Below are 14,423 nucleotides of genomic sequence, written 5' to 3'. Positions count from 1 at the left end.
TTGTTTATCCTCCTTAGACCGTTGCGGCTTCTTCTTTCATACCTTCGATTAATACTTCCACTACTTCTTTACGGCTGAATGTAGCAGGAGGAAGGACACCGGCGCGAAGCATTTCTCTAACTTTTGTTCCAGAAAGGATCACGCGGTCTTCTTTGCTGTGCGGGCAAGTTTTATCAGATGCCATACCCTCACACTTTGTGCAATAAAAGCTATGTTCAAAGAACATTGGTTTAATGCCAAGCTCGCCTTCAGCGAAATTACTGAAAATGTGCTGTGCATCATATGTTCCGTAATAGTTGCCTACACCAGCATGGTCGCGGCCAACGATGAAGTGTGTGCAGCCAAAGTTTTTACGGGCAATCGCATGGAAAATCGCTTCTCTCGGTCCGGCATAACGCATTGCTGCTGGATATACACCAAGTTGCACACGTTCAGCAGGATAGTAATTATCTAGTAGTACACGGTAGCTTTTTAAACGAACTTCAGCTGAAATATCATCTGATTTTGTTTCCCCTACAAGCGGGCTTACGAAAAGTCCATCAACTGTTTCTAGGGCAGCTTTTTGGATGTACTCATGAGCGCGGTGGATTGGATTTCTAGTTTGGAAACCAACGATTGTTTTCCAGCCTTTTTCTTCAAACATCGCACGTGTTTCTTTTGGCTCATACCAAACATCTGCGAATACGCCCTTGTCTGATTTCTTAACGAGTACAATTTCCCCTGCTACATAAACTGGGCCTCTTTCATATAAACGTTTCACTCCTGGGTGGGCAACTTCGTCGGTTTTGTAAACTTCAATTGCTTCTTTATCTAAATCTGGCTCATACCATTCAGATACCCTGATTACACCATAAACCTCGTTTTGAAAAACTAACTTGATTTCTTCTCCTACTTTGAGTGTTGCAGCCGTTTCGTAGGAAACAGGCAATGTAACTGGAATGGACCAGATGGTATTGTCTGACAAACGCATGTTTGAAACAACATTTTCGTAGTCGGCTTTTCCAAGGAACCCTGTTAGCGGGCTGAATAGTCCTACACCAATCAACTCTAGATCACTCAATGCAATGGCATCAATCTCAAGTTCTTTCTCGATGTTTGTTAAATCATAAGTTGGGTCGAATGCTTGAATTAGTTTTCCTCCGTGAGGTGCTGGTAAAAATGACACTTTCAATCAAGTCCTTTCTTTTTTGGGAAATTATATATCAATAAAAATATGAAACTAGCAGAATTAATCTTTCGCAATCTCCTGGTGCACCGTAATACTTGGTTTTTGTCTTTTCATTAAGGACATCACACCAAAGACGGATATTAACACCCCGGCCATTGCGATGATAGGGTAAAGATTATGTTCAATCATCATTTGGATTAATGTATATGATAATACCATGGATAAAACCGGTGATACAATCCAAACTGTAAGAAGTTGTACGACAATATCTTTTTTCAAAACAGATTTGCCATTTTTAGCAAATCCAATCCCGATAATCGAGGATGTGGTAATTTGTGTCAACGGAACTGGAATTCCAAAAACAGAGGCAATCGTTACAATCGTTGCACCTGTTCCTGAGATCACACAGCCCTCTTCTAACCGCAGTGCCGTAATTTTCTTCCCATTCGTCTCAAGGACGCGATGACCGAGGATAAATGCCCCGGCGGCTACGAATAAACCGCCCCACAAAATCCCATTTTCGGTAGAAATTATTTGGGCCCCGACCAGAGGACCTACGGCATTGGCCACATTGTTCATTCCAGCTGAAAAGGCTTCGAACAATCCCATAAAAACGACTAATACAGAAAGAAAAGGGACTGCCTTCGGTGCTTCCATCCATTTTTTTAACTGTTTATTTTTTAATAGATACGTAACCGAGATCGCAATGATAAAGGCAACAAATGGCGTCAGCAGCCAGAATAGCAAAATCCAAACTAGTTTGCTGACAAACACGGATTGATAGACAATCCCTGCACCAATCACAGCACCTACCGCTACTTCACTCGTTGAAAGCGGAATTCCGAAGATATTCGCTAGGAACAATGACAGTGCCGCAGAAGTTAAAACAATTAAGGCAACCGGGACCGTAAACGTGCTGCTTGGGACAATCCCGCTTCCCAGCGTTTTCACAACTTCTCCGCCGCCAAGCCATGCTCCAAAGAAAACGGTGATACTGCATAACAGCAAGGCCAGCCTTTTTTTTACGACACCTGCTCCGTAGGCAATCCCCATCGAAGCTGCTGCCCCGCTGGCACCTATATTAATGGCAAAAAACAAACCAATCATCATGGCAATAATTGTGAGCAAATAAAATACCCTCCTTTAATCCCGCATTACGGACTTTTAACCCCCGCCTTTAAAATAATGATGGATTAAGAGCCCGAAGAGGTGGGCACTGCCCATCAATACCGGAATGGTTCAAAATCCACAGTGGGGATTTCCACGGTGGTGTAGCTCTGGCTTAACGGGTATGTAAGCCACATTCTGTCTTGCCGCTGCCCGACCAGCGTCCTGCGCGTGAATCCCCGCCATCACCTACCGGCTTTGTGCAAGGGAAACAGCCAATACTAGGGTAATTTTGGTCATGTAAGGTGTTGTATGGAAGATCCTTACTCTTGATGTAATCCCAAACCTCATCCCAAGTCCAATGAATTAATGGGCAAACTTTAATATTTTCGAATTTTTCATCCTTATTAAGGAATTCAGTGTTGGCTCTTGTTGGTGACTGTTCCCGGCGCAGTCCTGAGATCCACGCTTGTTTAGCAGTCAATGTCTCCCTTAATGGGATTACCTTACGAATGTTGCAGCACTGATTGGCATCTCTAAGCCATAAAGCTGAGCCATATTGTGCTGCTTGTTCATCAAGACTTACTTTCGGTTGTTTTCGCTCAATCCGCAATGTTGGGAAGCGGGCTTCGATTTTGTCGATTACCTCGTAAGTTTCAGGGAAATGGAGCCCTGTGTCTAAAAATACGATATGGGCATCAGGCTTTACCTGATGAATGAGGTCAATCAACACAATCGCTTCTGCACCAAAACTTGATGCATATACGATTTCTTCATCGGGATAGTTGTTATAAGCCCACTCTAATACCGCACGTGCCCCTTTTGTTTCATCATCGAATGAAAATGTGTCTGAAATTTGTTGCCAATTTTGATACGTTATTGCAGCCGTCATTCTACATGCCTCCTTTTTTCATAAAAAAAACGTCTTCCTGGATGGTTGACGTGTGGTCAGCCTCCAGCGTTCTGGTCAGCGGATTTTATTTTGTTTAAGACGAACCTTTTCATTTTTTTCTATTTGTACAATCTTGCCATCCTGAACTACTAGTGTAATTGAGCCAAATTTTAAAGAAACCAACATGCTCTCTAAATGAGTAATTAGTTCTTCCCTTTCCGCAGCGTTCAGATGATTCGCCTCCTTTTTACAAAAAACGCCTTCCCCATTTTAGGAAAGGCGTTACTTAATCCAGTAAACACCTTATCTACCAAAATGAAAAACATTTTGCTGGAATTGGCACCTTGCTTGGCAGGTTGCCGGGCTTCATCGGGCCAGTCCCTAAGCCTCTCTAGATAAGAATTTTATTTGATGGAATTAATCCTACCATACCAATAGGATTTATGTAAATAAAAAAATACAAAATTTAAAAAATTATTAGCCTCCCCTCTCTATCGCTGTGAACTTTTAGCAAAATTTTTTTTGAAACCGATGCCCTTTTTTGAATTTTTGCATTTACTGTAATGTGAAGGAGGATGATAGATGTGACGGAATTGAATTTTCATCAGATTGCCCATGAACTGTTAAAAAAAGAAGTAGAAGTGGTGACCCTTCAAGGGAACTTTGTTGGCAGACTTCTCGATGTTGGCCGTGATGTCATTGTATTGGAATCGAGAGGCAGGGTTCGCCCGCGGGTTTTAGCGATCAGAATTGAAACCATCGTGGCGATTTTTCGCGTAGAAAATATTGGACCTAGAGGACCATTTGGATTTGGTCCAGGGGAAGTTGAGGAATCACCAGGACACGAGGAAAGCAGCAGTAGCAGTCATTAAGGTAAAATAAGGGAAAGCAATTTTTTTGCTTTCTCTTTTTAATTTAATCGCAGGTATTTTGGTACTTCTGAATCTATCAACATATATAAATTGGATTCTATCCGTAAACCAATGATAATGTCTGTCATTACCCTTTTACATATTATCGTGTTAAAATAGTAAATTGAAAATGAACTAAAGGATATTATGAGTTCTGATTTACATACGTATCGTTTTTCGTTAATGGAAGGGCAGATAGAAATTTTTATAGACAGAAGGGTTTTACTTGAAAAAATCAATAATGAATTTAGATCATAAACTACTTCGTTTTTCGGTCACTTTGATTACTGCTTTCATTGGCGGACTATTGTTCACTGTCTTGCATACACCGATTCCCTGGCTGCTTGGTCCAATGGCAGCTGTATTGATTGGCGCCAGGTTTGGAAAAATTTCCTTTTACTGGCCGGTTAGAATTCGTGATGCAGGCTTAATTATCGTTGGTTATTCAATTGGCTTATCGTTTTCAAAAGACGCGCTCTTGCAAATTATCGCGAAACTTCCTTCGATGCTGCTCATGACGACTTTACTAGTCTGCTTTTGCGCTGGGATAGCTTGGGTTGTTTCTAAACTCACTGGTGTCGATTATCCAACCGTTCTGACCGGGAGTATTCCTGGGGGGCTTTCGCAGATGATTGTTTTTGCAGAAGAAATGAAAGGAATCGACATTACCACGGTTACTTTCCTGCAAGTGGCGCGATTAATGATGATTATCTTTGTCGTCCCCTTTCTGATATTGGGTCCGTTGTTTCGTCATTCGGGCAGTGGTACCGCGGCGGATGTCGTCGATAAGACCTTGCAAACCTCAGGGCCAGTTTTTCCTAATTTGGTTGTGTTAGCGATGAACTGTGTCTTGTGTGCTTTCCTTGCACGGAAGCTTAAGTTTCCTACTCCCAACTTATTAGGACCTATCCTTGGAACAGCGATTGCCGGTATTTCTGGGCTGCATGGACCTGTTTTGCCGCCATCTGTATTGGATCTTTCGCAGTTTATGATTGGCTCCTATATTGGATTGTTGTTGAAACCGGAGAAACTCGAGCATAAAGCAAAAGTCATTAGTCTTGCGTTTTTAAGTGGTCTGTTCATGATTGTCGGGGCTGTCGGCTTAGGAATGCTGCTTATTTATTTTTACCATATTACACCGTCCACTAGTTTATTAAGCCTGGCACCAGGAGGAATGGATCAGATGGCCATTCTTGCCCATGAAGTAAATGCCGATTTATCCATGGTTACAGGCTATCAATTATTTCGGCTCTTTTTCATTTATTTTGTCGTACCACCCATGCTGCGGCTGTTTTTTAAGGTTGGATCTGGAAAGATAAAAAAGAAGCCTGCATAGTTTCAATGTTTAAATATTTTTTTGCAAACTTTCATCTATAAGCACTATTGATTACCTTTTCCTGCTTTTATCCATAAAAAAGCAATGCGGCAATTCACCTCCGCATTGCTTATTACCCTATGATTTGGGATAAAGGATTTCATCGATAATCCCGTACGCTTTTGCTTCCTCAGCACTCATAAAATAATCACGATCCGTATCTTTGGCCACTTTTTCAACCGGTTGTCCTGTTCGCTCTGCAATAATTTGATTAATATGTTCTCTAAGTTTTAGGATACGCCGGGCCGAGATTTCAATCTCTGTTGCCTGCCCCCTAGCCCCGCCCAATGGCTGATGGATCATGATTTCACTATTCGGTAGTGCACACCTCTTCCCTTTTGTTCCGGCAAGGAGTAACATGGCGCCGAAAGAAGCGGCCATACCGGTACAAATTGTACGAACGTCAGGTTTAATAATTTGCATGGTATCGTAAATCGCAAATCCGGCTGTGGTCGAGCCGCCTGGGCTGTTTATATAGAGAGAAATTTCTTTATCTGGGTTATCCGCTGCTAAAAATAATAATTGTGCCACAACGCTATTGGCGGTATGATCATTGATTTCCTCCCCAATGATGATAATTCTGTCCTTTAACAAACGGGAATAAATATCATAAGAACGCTCACCGCGATTGGATTGTTCAATTACATATGGAATTGTACTCATTTTTTCCTCCTTGAAGTGATTTATTAGGCTATGCAGCCATACAGAGAGTGCTAGAAGGAGATTGATTTTTATAAGATGATTTTGCATTTGCATAGAAACTTGTTACATTGCTTATGGCCGTGATTGAAGGAATGGCTTTAATCAGCACAGATGGGTCCTGTTCTTTCAAGGCCTCATAAAAAATTTCTGTGAGCTCCTCTTTTTCTTCTTCATCCCAAAATGATTCAACTGAAAAAGCTTCCTCTTCTTCCAATGTTTTTTCCAGCCGTTTTTTCCCACGATGAAGACTTGCCTTTACGGCCATTTCGGTTGTGCCTAATATCTCAGCAATTTCCTTTAGCTGATACTGAAAAGCCTCTTTTAGCAAAAAGATGACGGCCTGCTTAGGGGTAAATTTGCAAATCAGCATTTCAACTGAATTACGGACTTCATCGAGTTGTTTCGTTGATTCTTGACTAGAAAAGTCTAGTTCAGCCTCTAACGTTTCATGTTTTCTTTTTCGAAGCTGATCAATCCAATGATGATACGCAATTTTGTTTAATAAAGCCGGACTTATCTTGTGCTGATGATACCTTAAAGCCTTTAGATAGGTCTCCTGGGCGATGTCATCTCCATCCCATTCATTCTGGGCTAGAAAACGGCAATAGCGCTGTAGCTTTGGATAATATTCAGTCCAGTGATTCTCTTCCTCTTTTGAACCCATGGTCCTGACTGGGTTAAGCTTAACTGACATGTTTTTCACTCCTTATGCACTCTCTGCTATATAAACGTTTCAAGAAGGATGATAAGATACGGGTCAGATTCATTTTTTTATTTTATTATATGTTCGTTTTCGAAGGATCACATAAATCGATGGTTGGAGATCTGCTTTTCTTTCATTTGCTGATACATTTTTTCCACGTACTCTTCTCTGGCTGCTTCTTCTTGAGTGATTTTACGTTTTTTGAAGGACACGGTAAAGAATAAGAGATTAATGGTCATTTTATTCCCCTCTTTCTCTCTGAGCTCATTTTTCTTTATAACGTTTGTTTGAGCTATATAAGATACGGGGTAATGGCCCAAATTTAAATAGGGCTGATTTTTAAGTTTACATAATATAATTATGTTATATGTAAAAAATATGTAAATAAAAAACTATTAAGTAAATTAGGCTTGTAATAGACGGCAAGACATCCTACAATGGTTGTAGCATCAGTTGCTAAAAAATGTGATGGGTTTGATGAAAAATAACCATGGATTATTTTTATCAGCCTGATATAATGCAAATTATACAATACATGTTAAAGGTGGGCATTATGGAGAACACAAGTCGATATGTTGTCAACGCACTTGGAAAAGGTGGGGAAACATATTATACTCTTTGTAAAGATAAACAAGAATTACAGACATGGATCCACAACAATCGTGAAAAATTAGTTATGGATGAACTCATCATTAAGGATAAAAAACAAAGTTTATTCTCCAAATGGTTCGGCCTAAAAAAACTATATTAACGACAGACGCCATTCTCTTTCATGAATGGCGTTTTACTTTTGATAATTTAATAATTTAACAGTAAAATAACTGCATATAAATAAATATGGTATTATTTTCTAAAAGGGAGGTGTTCGTTTTGACGAGTGAAATGGTGGAGAAAGAAGGACAAGCGAAGACCGTGAACAATACGAATAATATCAGGGTCCATAATCGCTTCAGTTTAACGGTTCATTTGGGTGATTCCTTGAACTTATTAGCTTTGCTAGCAGGTGTATACATAATAAGAAGTGTTTCGAAGAAAAGAAAGCAAAAAAAGAAAGCGGAGAAAATGTAATCGCGGTTGTCTCGCCATTGCATTTTTTTGCTTTTAGTCTTCCAATTCCCTGATCCTCTTACGCAGCTCAATCATGACCGCTTTTGGGTTTTCCAGTTCAAATATGACATATTTATATTTTCCAGCTCCCTCGATTTCCAAGTGTAATAAGGGTACATTGTGTTCGAATGAAAGGAAATACCACTCGTTACAAAATTTAAAGCTACCTTCGTAAATATGGAGTGGTGCAACCCGAGGTGCTTGGCATCCTGAGCATCCACATTGGCGGTTCAAATTCATCTAAATACACCTTTTTGATAGCCTTATAGGGAATTTTCAACTGCCATTTCAGCGCAAAAAAACTTTCAAAACCATTTAATCTAAGTACGAACTCTTCCTCATCAAAGCGGACTTTCCTTGTCATAAAGGTCCCCTCACTTACGGTTTTGATTCATACCTTCTTCCTTTATTTTAACACTTACAGAATTAGGAAACTAGGTAAATTAAGAAAAGTGCAAGCGCCTTGGTCAGCCCCGACAAGCATAAGACGAGCCGGCCGAAAGGTTGCTTTTTAACCTTTTGGACGGATTGGCTTGTGACCTCGAGGGGCTAGGCGCTGGAGCTAGACAATTCTCAAAGATAAAACTTTTATACTTTCTTATCTCATAAAAAAATGGTGTCAGGCACCATTTGACATGTTCCCATCATAAGAACAATACAAAATTAGTTAATGGTGCCTGACACCAAGGTGTTGAATCTTTTCTTTTGGATGTGGATGAGTCTGATGGAGAGGGCAATTCCTGCAGCGAGCAGCCCTATGGTAAGTCCAATCCAGTACCCTCTTGCTCCCAGGTTTGTGAAATTGGCGAGGAGATAGCCTGTTGGCAGGCAGATGAGCCAATAAGCGACAAGTGTCATGATAAAGGCAATATTTACGTCTTTATAGCCCCTTAATGCAGCTTGCGCGGTTGCCTGGATGGCATCGGAAATCTGGAAAAACAGGGCAAAGATTAAGAAGTTCGCCGTTAAGTTAATAACTGCCGCTTCAGTAGAATAAAGCCCGGCAACCTGATAACGAAATGCGACAACAACCAACCCCGTCCCGATGGCAATGAACACCGCTATCCCAATCCCTAACCAACTGTACTGTTTGGCATCCTTATATCTTCGCGCCCCTACTTCAAAACCGACAAGTACCGTTAGCGCTGTTGAAATACTAATCGGGATCATATAAATGAAGGAGACGACATTGAGAGCCGACTGATAGGCTGCAATAGTCGTTACATTAAACTTACTCAATAAGATGGTTACGATGGCAAACACGGTGGTCTCAAAGAAAACGGACAGTCCCATCGGCACACCTATTTTTAAGATTTCCTTACACTGTTCCCATGAAAACTCTTTTAAATTTGAAAAGATTTGGAAAGAAGAAAAAGGGTCTTTACTTTTCACAATATATATCGTCATCCCGAGAAATATCCAATCGGTAATAGCTGTCGCATAGCCTGCCCCAGCACCGCCAAGCTCTGGGAATCCAAACTCCCCAAAGATAAAAACATAATTCAGTACTAAATTGATCGGTAATGATAACAGCATGATGACCATAATAACACGTGTTTTACCTAGAGCGTAAATAAACGATCTTAGTACATTAAAAAGAAAAAGTGGCAGCATTCCAAAACTAAGTCCTACTAAATAATCAAAGGCTGTATCATGTACTTTTGGTGCAAGATCCATAAAATTTAAAATGGGAATTAACAAAAAAATTCCAAGAAGGATGACAACGACTGTAATTAATACTGATAAATACATCCCATGTTTGACTACAGTAGCTACTTCTTCCTTCTTTTTTTGTCCAAATCTCTGGGCAGCAATCGGCGACACAGCAAGAAAAATCCCACTAATTCCAGTAAAGATTGGACTCCATATGGACGTGCCGATGGCCACACCTGCTAAATCAGAACTACTATATCTTCCTGACATGATCGTATTAAAAAATACCATTGAAAACATGCCAAGTTGGGTAATTAAAATCGGCACAAGCAAAACAAAAATTTGCTTTGTCTTTTCTTTAAGTGTAAAAGTTTGATTCATAATGTACTCCTATAAAAAAATAAAAACTCGAAATTTCATTATACCCTACTATAGACTAATTTTCCTCAAAAAGTATGTTTAGGATATAAAAAATAGAACTTCATTTGAAGTCCTATTTCTTCACGATTTTGGATGGGTTATTGATTTTATATAACACCGCTGTATCCACCACAAATTCCTCTGGGGCATCTTTGCCTTTCCCCATTTTCTTAGCGGCCACTTTTCCATCGAATTCAAGTATATCCCCCGCTGTCAATTCAAACTTTTTCAATGTCTTACTATGACTGCACCAGGCTAGTCCAAGGTCAATTGGATTATCCAAAACAATTTGGACATTTTCCAATACAACCACTTCGTCATTTTCTTCATTAAAAGGATTATAGACAAGCGCGAACTGTTTAACTTTAGCGGTAAAATGTACTTTATCGGCAGGGAGTTCAATTTTTGGAGCTTTTTCTTTCTTTGGTTTAGGTTCCTTGGCTGGTTTCGCTACCTTTTCCTTCTTTGGAGCTTCTACAAGTGAGACTGTTTCGGTTTGCTGTGTGGCCTCTGCTGAATTAGGCACTTTTTCTTCATCCGAATTATCCTTCTCTTCAAGGTTAATTAAACTCTCCTTGCCGAAGCTCGACGACTGCATTTCTTTTAAAAAAGCGGGATGGATACAAGTCAAATTGCCATCTTGAAATTCAATTACAAGTGTGTTAAATTCTCCGGTATTCCCATAGGTCTCATAGCCTTTAATTGTGACAAGACGCTGATAGTTGCCTTCTTTGTACCAAAACTCCTTTTTCGCCGTTGGCAGGCCCCATTCCTTGAGCTTTTCCTTATAGTGATCGTCATCCCGGAATGGTTCATAATCCCCTTTGGGCGGAATATATTTAGTTAAATCCGACTGTTCTAATTGTGAACGCAGAATGGCCATAATGACAATTCCCTCCATTATTTATGTATGTTCTTTGATTATACCATTTATTTACGAAAAGAATAATTTGACCACGCTAGACCTTGATCGATTGACGGCATAAAAAAAAGACTCTGCAAGGAGAGTCTTTTTTCATATGGCTAAAAATTATATTTTACGAACGTTAGAAGCTTGTGGTCCACGTTGACCTTGTTCAACGTCGAAAGAAACTGCTTGACCTTCGTCTAAAGATTTGAAGCCTTCGCCTTGGATTGCGGAGAAGTGAACGAATACGTCGTCTCCAGCTTCGCGCTCGATAAATCCAAAGCCTTTTTCTGCGTTAAACCATTTAACTTTACCTTGTTCCATGTGTGGTTCCTCCTGCTGTGTGCATTGCACACAATTTGTTACTATCCTTGCTCAAATCTTCAAGACAAAAAGCAGTATTCACTTTAACGTTCTTTCCGACTCACAAAAATAATTCTACTTAACTATAGCAGAATGGTATCTACAAAGCAAACTGATTTGGTCATTTAATTTTATTTTAGTAGAAAAGTCGGCCATTTATACCAAAATTTGTAATACTTTTTTGTTGATATTTAGTGTATCGAAATTTTTTAAAAAACTTCTAAAATTCTTCTATTAGATTGTGGTTTTTGATTGTATAATTACAATGGAATTTAAATAGAAATCGGTGAAGACACATGCGCACATATAACGAAAAGATCAGTATTTACCATGGCATGGTGTCTACCATCGCTGTGAATCTTGCAAGCAATTATTTTCCTATCTTCGCTATCTCAATTCTAGGTGCCACCAATTACCAGGTGGGTTTAATCAGCTCTCTTCCGCCTTTGGTCGCATTAATTATGACGATTCCTGCAGCTATCTTACTAAACCGGTTGGAACTGCAAAAGAAAACGGTCGCCATGTCTGTTTTCTGGGCGAGAATAATGTTTTTACTGTTGGCAGGCGTCGTTTTCATTCATACCTCTTACCAAGCGTGGGCATTTCTAATTATCGTAGCGCTCATGAATGTTCCTGGAACCATTTCGAATATAGGCTGGCAGACGTTGATTAGCGGGATGATAAAAGAAAAACGGCGCGGGGCCTTTTTTAGTGACCGCAATCGGCTCTTGACGGTCGTGGGAATGATCACTACTTTAATTATCGGGGTTGTGATGAAAAGTCAAACCCATCATGCCTGGGCCTATCAAATTTTGTTTGGGATTGCTTTCCTATTTGGTTTACTAGAAGTAGTTTTTCTTATGAAGCATCGAGAAAAACCACTAGTAAAACAGGAGCAAAAAAAATCATCGATGGATTGGTCGATTTTTCAGGATCGAGGCTACAAATGGTTTCTGATCACGGCTCTATGCTTTAATTTCACTTGGCAGATGGCTTGGGGGTTATTTAATATTTACAATGTTAAATATGTGCATGCCACCATCCTTTGGATAAGTATTTTTTCGGTTGCCAATCAGCTAGTCCAGATCTTCTCGTTTCCCTTGTGGAAGAAATGGGCGGAGCAAAGGTCTAATACTTTAATGCTGGTCTGGGTAGCAGTGGGAATGGCTACAGCCCCTGTGTTAAACATTTTGTCAACAAATGTATTTTATATAACCTTTGTTTCGATGACCTCAGGATTTTTTGTTTCTGGTACAACGCTGTTATTGTTTAATCTATTGTTGGAGCAATCACCAGAAGAAAAGCGAACCTATTGTATAACTACCTATAATGTCCTCTTATCTTTCGTCGCTTTTATTGCTCCACAAATAGGCATTTGGTTTTTAGAAAGCTCCAACATGCGGATATCGATGGAGATCTGTACGATCTTGCGAGTTATCAGCGCTTTTGTCTTTTTCTTGATGTATGTTAAATTTATGAGAAACAAAAGATCAAACAAAATTATGTCATCCAAAAAAGCGTCCCCATCATCTAAATTTTGATGGGGCGTTTTTTTTATATGGAACTCTGTTTACCACCTTATGTCCCTTATCAGCTGAATTGTTTCATATCAGTTCGTTTCATTGCTGAGTATTTAATTATCAGTTGGATAAAGTATGAATTGCAAGTAGAAAATATACATAAAAAACAACTTTGAGGAATCTTTATGGGGTGAAAATGAAGACGGTCTTGGGAAAGCTTAATAAAGTTGCTTATTATTATTTAATGATTATCCTGTTACTCGGTTTGTTATTTTTTAATGAACTAGAAAAGAGATCAGTGTATATTTTATTTGGATTCGTGTTAATTCTTTTTTCGTTTACGATTTGGCTTTTATTCCAACGATTAAAACAAATTCCTAGATCAACAGAACATTTGGTAATCATCTTTTTTTGTATTGGTCTGCTGATTTTTTGCATTATCCTTTCGTATGCGAATTTCTATCACCTCATATATGAGCTAAGAGGAAAGCTTGCCTTTAGGGGTTCCTCCCTCCATGCTAATGATTTCATTTATTATAGCATTACTACTTTTACGACTACAGGGTACGGTGATATAACATCTGTCGGATTGATATCCAACATGATTGCCGCCTCCGAGATGCTGATGGGCTATACCATCAGTACGGTCATAATGGGTGTTATCGCCACAAAAGTCTATCAAACAAATGAGAGCAAGTAACAATGTGGGTGTCAGGCACCGTTCGTGGACACTGTCCTTTTGAAGTGGACAGTGTCCTATTCTTGTTTTAAAACGATCAGTAAATTTTTTCAACAGACAAATATATTTAAAAAAGTTTCATATTTTTAGAAGGAGTTGATTTCTGAAAACGGGAGGGGCCAATGATTAAAATCAATCATCAGGTTGTTGAGCCGGGAGACCTAAAGGGAATTACCAAACCAGGTGAAAGAAATATTATTAAACTTATGGCGGGTTATCATTCGACGTTTGAATATGGATCCATAAATCAGTTGGAATTTGAACTTTTGTTTCGTATCAACACCATGAAAGCAGCTCAAGAACTTAACAAAAGCAGGGCAAAGTTTACGACATTCACGTATGCATTTTGCAATAAAACGTACTGGGACAGATTAGGAAATGGTGGTTTTTTGTTAAAACCAAATGTTAGCCCGTCTGTTGCGATCCTGGACATTCTGAAAAACGGGAAACTTTATGCGTTTGAATGTTCCACTGCCATTGCGATCGTTTTATATATTGCCACCCTTTATTCCATTGGTCGTCAGAGATTTGATTTGTTATTTACCCGGATTTACTTGATGGGTTGGCAATTCGATGAGGATCTGCCGGTTTATAATATGTATTCGGATGATTTCCTGCCTGGTGATATCTTACATTTTAACAATCCAGATTTTGACCCAAAACAGCCACATTGGCGCGCCGAAAATGTGGTCTATTTTGGCGATGACAAGTATTACGGTCATGGCGTAGGCATCCAGCCAGCCAGTACGATCATCAACTTCCTAAACAAAAAAAGAATGCCGAATCCAAAGAATTCAGCATACCTCATGAACATGATTACACGACCCTACTATCTATCATTGTCAAACTGATGAAT

At 39.6% G+C, this 14,423-nt stretch carries 17 protein-coding genes, 1 pseudogene and 1 riboswitch; of the genes and pseudogenes, 7 read left to right on the top strand and 11 right to left on the bottom strand.

The annotated features are described in order from the left end of the window. Positions 1 to 13 precede the first annotated feature (13 nt). The 4 genes from sat to M3226_RS14980 all read right to left on the bottom strand — a co-directional run bounded on the left by sat (position 14) and on the right by M3226_RS14980 (position 3,371). Positions 14 to 1,165, bottom strand: coding sequence for a sulfate adenylyltransferase (gene sat / locus M3226_RS14995; protein WP_251566523.1), 1,152 nt, complete (start codon positions 1,163 to 1,165; stop codon positions 14 to 16). Between the two features lie 63 nt (positions 1,166 to 1,228). Continuing rightward, the gene (locus tag M3226_RS14990; protein WP_285857857.1) at positions 1,229 to 2,296 is read right to left on the bottom strand and encodes an inorganic phosphate transporter; all 1,068 of its coding nucleotides are present in this window, start codon (positions 2,294 to 2,296) and stop codon (positions 1,229 to 1,231) included. 154 nt (positions 2,297 to 2,450) lie between these two features. Beyond that, entirely contained in the window at positions 2,451 to 3,167 is a 717-nt protein-coding gene (locus M3226_RS14985) for a phosphoadenylyl-sulfate reductase (protein WP_098527560.1), read from the bottom strand. A gap of 75 nt (positions 3,168 to 3,242) precedes the next feature. Beyond that, positions 3,243 to 3,371 carry a YezD family protein gene (locus M3226_RS14980; protein ID WP_374110610.1) on the bottom strand — a complete coding sequence of 43 codons (129 nt, stop codon included), beginning with the start codon at positions 3,369 to 3,371 and terminating at the stop codon, positions 3,243 to 3,245. Positions 3,372 to 3,467: 96 nt separating this feature from the next. Further along, positions 3,468 to 3,569, bottom strand: a riboswitch (SAM riboswitch). Positions 3,570 to 3,751: 182 nt separating this feature from the next. Here M3226_RS14980 and M3226_RS14975 point away from each other — a divergent pair. Both M3226_RS14975 and M3226_RS14970 read left to right on the top strand, forming a co-directional pair. After that, complete coding sequence (locus M3226_RS14975; RefSeq protein ID WP_251566521.1) at positions 3,752 to 4,039, top strand: hypothetical protein; 288 nt, start codon at positions 3,752 to 3,754, stop codon at positions 4,037 to 4,039. A 265-nt stretch (positions 4,040 to 4,304) separates the two neighbouring features. Then, complete coding sequence (locus M3226_RS14970; protein ID WP_251566520.1) at positions 4,305 to 5,414, top strand: AbrB family transcriptional regulator; 1,110 nt, start codon at positions 4,305 to 4,307, stop codon at positions 5,412 to 5,414. Positions 5,415 to 5,531: 117 nt separating this feature from the next. Here M3226_RS14970 and clpP read toward each other — a convergent pair whose 3' ends face one another. From clpP to M3226_RS14955, 3 genes are all read right to left on the bottom strand, one after another. Beyond that, positions 5,532 to 6,116, bottom strand: a complete 585-nt coding sequence (gene clpP, locus M3226_RS14965) for an ATP-dependent Clp endopeptidase proteolytic subunit ClpP (RefSeq protein ID WP_251566519.1) — start codon at positions 6,114 to 6,116, stop codon at positions 5,532 to 5,534. A gap of 28 nt (positions 6,117 to 6,144) precedes the next feature. Then, complete coding sequence (locus M3226_RS14960) at positions 6,145 to 6,849, bottom strand: sigma-70 family RNA polymerase sigma factor (protein WP_251566518.1); 705 nt, start codon at positions 6,847 to 6,849, stop codon at positions 6,145 to 6,147. 107 nt (positions 6,850 to 6,956) lie between these two features. Next, positions 6,957 to 7,097: a YrzI family small protein gene (locus M3226_RS14955; protein WP_251566517.1), complete on the bottom strand. Its 141-nt coding sequence runs from the start codon at positions 7,095 to 7,097 to the stop codon at positions 6,957 to 6,959. Positions 7,098 to 7,411: 314 nt separating this feature from the next. On the opposite strand from M3226_RS14955, the gene M3226_RS14950 reads away from it, so the two are divergent. Further along, entirely contained in the window at positions 7,412 to 7,609 is a 198-nt protein-coding gene (locus M3226_RS14950; protein ID WP_098527553.1) for a hypothetical protein, read from the top strand. Positions 7,610 to 7,728: 119 nt separating this feature from the next. Continuing rightward, complete coding sequence (locus tag M3226_RS14945; RefSeq protein ID WP_251566516.1) at positions 7,729 to 7,926, top strand: hypothetical protein; 198 nt, start codon at positions 7,729 to 7,731, stop codon at positions 7,924 to 7,926. 33 nt (positions 7,927 to 7,959) lie between these two features. Here M3226_RS14945 and M3226_RS14940 read toward each other — a convergent pair. The 4 genes and pseudogenes from M3226_RS14940 to M3226_RS14925 all read right to left on the bottom strand — a co-directional run bounded on the left by M3226_RS14940 (position 7,960) and on the right by M3226_RS14925 (position 11,269). Then, positions 7,960 to 8,329, bottom strand: a pseudogene (locus tag M3226_RS14940) (hypothetical protein). A gap of 299 nt (positions 8,330 to 8,628) precedes the next feature. Continuing rightward, positions 8,629 to 9,999, bottom strand: coding sequence for an MATE family efflux transporter (locus tag M3226_RS14935; protein ID WP_251566515.1), 1,371 nt, complete (start codon positions 9,997 to 9,999; stop codon positions 8,629 to 8,631). 112 nt (positions 10,000 to 10,111) lie between these two features. Next, positions 10,112 to 10,921: a hypothetical protein gene (locus tag M3226_RS14930; protein ID WP_251566514.1), complete on the bottom strand. Its 810-nt coding sequence runs from the start codon at positions 10,919 to 10,921 to the stop codon at positions 10,112 to 10,114. Positions 10,922 to 11,068: 147 nt separating this feature from the next. After that, positions 11,069 to 11,269 (bottom strand): cold-shock protein, encoded by a 201-nt coding sequence (locus M3226_RS14925; protein ID WP_098527548.1) that lies wholly within the window; start codon positions 11,267 to 11,269, stop codon positions 11,069 to 11,071. A 335-nt stretch (positions 11,270 to 11,604) separates the two neighbouring features. Between M3226_RS14925 and M3226_RS14920 the strand changes: the two genes are divergently transcribed. The 3 genes from M3226_RS14920 to M3226_RS14910 all read left to right on the top strand — a co-directional run bounded on the left by M3226_RS14920 (position 11,605) and on the right by M3226_RS14910 (position 14,418). Further along, positions 11,605 to 12,849: an MFS transporter gene (locus tag M3226_RS14920; protein ID WP_251566513.1), complete on the top strand. Its 1,245-nt coding sequence runs from the start codon at positions 11,605 to 11,607 to the stop codon at positions 12,847 to 12,849. A 175-nt stretch (positions 12,850 to 13,024) separates the two neighbouring features. Next, positions 13,025 to 13,528, top strand: a complete 504-nt coding sequence (locus M3226_RS14915; protein WP_251566512.1) for an ion channel — start codon at positions 13,025 to 13,027, stop codon at positions 13,526 to 13,528. Between the two features lie 161 nt (positions 13,529 to 13,689). Further along, entirely contained in the window at positions 13,690 to 14,418 is a 729-nt protein-coding gene (locus tag M3226_RS14910) for a protein-glutamine gamma-glutamyltransferase (RefSeq protein WP_251566511.1), read from the top strand. The last annotated feature ends 5 nt before the right edge of the window (positions 14,419 to 14,423 follow it).

The sequence above is a fragment of the Neobacillus cucumis genome (genome assembly GCF_023715505.1).
Note: the sequence above shows the minus strand (reverse complement) of the source record. Positions and strands in the feature narration are given on the sequence as shown.

Bases quoted from the DNA above. Each gene is read 5' to 3' on its own strand.
- M3226_RS14955 (WP_251566517.1), bottom strand. From the start codon at position 7,097: ATGACCATTAATCTCTTATTCTTTACCGTGTCCTTCAAAAAACGTAAA.
- M3226_RS14985 (WP_098527560.1), bottom strand. From the start codon at position 3,167: ATGACGGCTGCAATAACGTATCAAAATTGGCAACAAATTTCAGACACA.
- M3226_RS14950 (WP_098527553.1), top strand. From the start codon at position 7,412: ATGGAGAACACAAGTCGATATGTTGTCAACGCACTTGGAAAAGGTGGG.
- M3226_RS14915 (WP_251566512.1), top strand. From the start codon at position 13,025: ATGAAGACGGTCTTGGGAAAGCTTAATAAAGTTGCTTATTATTATTTA.
- M3226_RS14920 (WP_251566513.1), top strand. From the start codon at position 11,605: ATGCGCACATATAACGAAAAGATCAGTATTTACCATGGCATGGTGTCT.
- M3226_RS14935 (WP_251566515.1), bottom strand. From the start codon at position 9,999: ATGAATCAAACTTTTACACTTAAAGAAAAGACAAAGCAAATTTTTGTT.
- M3226_RS14930 (WP_251566514.1), bottom strand. From the start codon at position 10,921: ATGGCCATTCTGCGTTCACAATTAGAACAGTCGGATTTAACTAAATAT.
- clpP (WP_251566519.1), bottom strand. From the start codon at position 6,116: ATGAGTACAATTCCATATGTAATTGAACAATCCAATCGCGGTGAGCGT.
- M3226_RS14925 (WP_098527548.1), bottom strand. From the start codon at position 11,269: ATGGAACAAGGTAAAGTTAAATGGTTTAACGCAGAAAAAGGCTTTGGA.
- M3226_RS14910 (WP_251566511.1), top strand. From the start codon at position 13,690: ATGATTAAAATCAATCATCAGGTTGTTGAGCCGGGAGACCTAAAGGGA.
- M3226_RS14960 (WP_251566518.1), bottom strand. From the start codon at position 6,849: ATGTCAGTTAAGCTTAACCCAGTCAGGACCATGGGTTCAAAAGAGGAA.